This window comes from Blautia sp. HCN-20427 (genome assembly GCF_037890365.1).
GTDB lineage: Bacteria > Bacillota > Clostridia > Lachnospirales > Lachnospiraceae > Blautia.
The window spans coordinates 1-1,391 of sequence record NZ_JBBKBX010000061.1; the positions used below are offsets into that span (position 1 = coordinate 1).

Genomic DNA, 1,391 nt, shown 5'->3' on the forward strand with positions numbered 1-1,391 from the left:
GAATGTAACTTCATGTTTGCTAAAAATTCAAAGGCATATTCTGTCTACCTGCTGTTCCGATTTGTCTGTTCCCTGGCGGTTTCTATGTCCACAGTGCTTTCCATCGTGTACCACCTGGAGGTGGTGCAGCTGGATGCTTTCCAGCTTGTCCTGGTAGGGACGGTTCTGGAGACCTCCTGCTTTCTGTTCGAGATACCCACCGGTGTGGTGGCGGATTTGTATAGCCGTCGGCGCTCGGTGCTGATTGGAATGTTCCTCTACGGCCTGGGCTTTCTGATGGAGGGTGCGCTACCGTGGTTCGCGCCGGTTCTGCTGGCCCAGGTTGTCTGGGGTTGCGGTGATACCTTCATCACCGGCGCTCTGGAGGCGTGGATTGCCTCGGAGGAAGAGGACAAACCCATAGACAAGGTGTTCCTGCGGGGCAGTCAAATGGGGCAAATCGGCGGCGTTCTGGGCGTGGTGCTGGGCACACTGCTGGGAAACATAAACCTGCAAATGCCTGTCATCTTGGGGGGCAGTTTGTGCTTGTTGTTGGGGCTGGTGATGGTTCGCATCATGCCAGAAACCAACTTCTCCCCTGCTATTGAGGAACGGCAGGGCTTGCTTAAAGACTTTGTCTGCCTGTTCAAGCTCAACCTGGGCTTTGTGAAAGGCGCACCTGTGTTGCTGGCGCTCTTAGCAATCACACTATGCGGGGGACTTGCCAGTGAAGGCTTTGACCGGCTCTCCACCGCTCATTTTCTGGATGACACGGTAATACCCGTTATCGGGCCGCTGAACAGCGTCACTTGGTTCGGTGTTATCAGTCTTATCGGCAACGGCTTAGGTATTCTGGCTTCTCAGTTGCTCATCGCCCGCATGGAGAAAAAAGGGACTGTCAGCCGAACCAGTGTGGTCATGTCCACCAGCGCCGGGTATATCCTGTGCCTGGTTCTCTTCGCGGTGGGGCGGAGCTTTTGGTTCATGTTGTTGGTGTTCCTGCTGGCGGGGCTTATGCGCACCATCAAGGAGCCTGTGCTGGCCGCCTGGATGAACGACCATGTGGATGAGAAAATGCGCGCCACAGTCTTTTCCACCAGCGGACAGCTGGACTCTTTCGGGCAGATCATCGGCGGGCCTATTGTGGGGCTGGTAGCCCAGCAGGTGTCCATACCCTGGGGGCTGGTCTGTACCGCTTTCCTGCTGTTGCCCGCGCTGTTCTTAGTGCCGGTGGCGGGAAAGAAGCGGGATTGATATGGCATAGTTAAGTTTACTGACGAGCGGGAGATTACTTCCGCTCGTCTTCATTTAGTAGCGCAAAATTTGAGGACTCTTTATTTCCTTATTCGGTATAGCGGAGGCGGCTGTCAATTCGACATAATTTTCTTGTGATACTTTACCGTACATGAGCA

The 1,391-nt window shown here is 54.5% G+C and carries 1 protein-coding gene; it reads left to right on the forward strand.

Annotated elements, in window-relative coordinates; translation table 11 throughout:
• The first annotated feature begins 12 nt into the window (after nt 1-12).
• Entirely contained in the window at nt 13-1,233 is a 1,221-nt protein-coding gene (gene tet(40) / locus WKT17_RS16185; RefSeq protein WP_024407615.1) for a tetracycline efflux MFS transporter Tet(40), read from the forward strand.
• Nucleotides 1,234-1,391 lie beyond the last annotated feature (158 nt).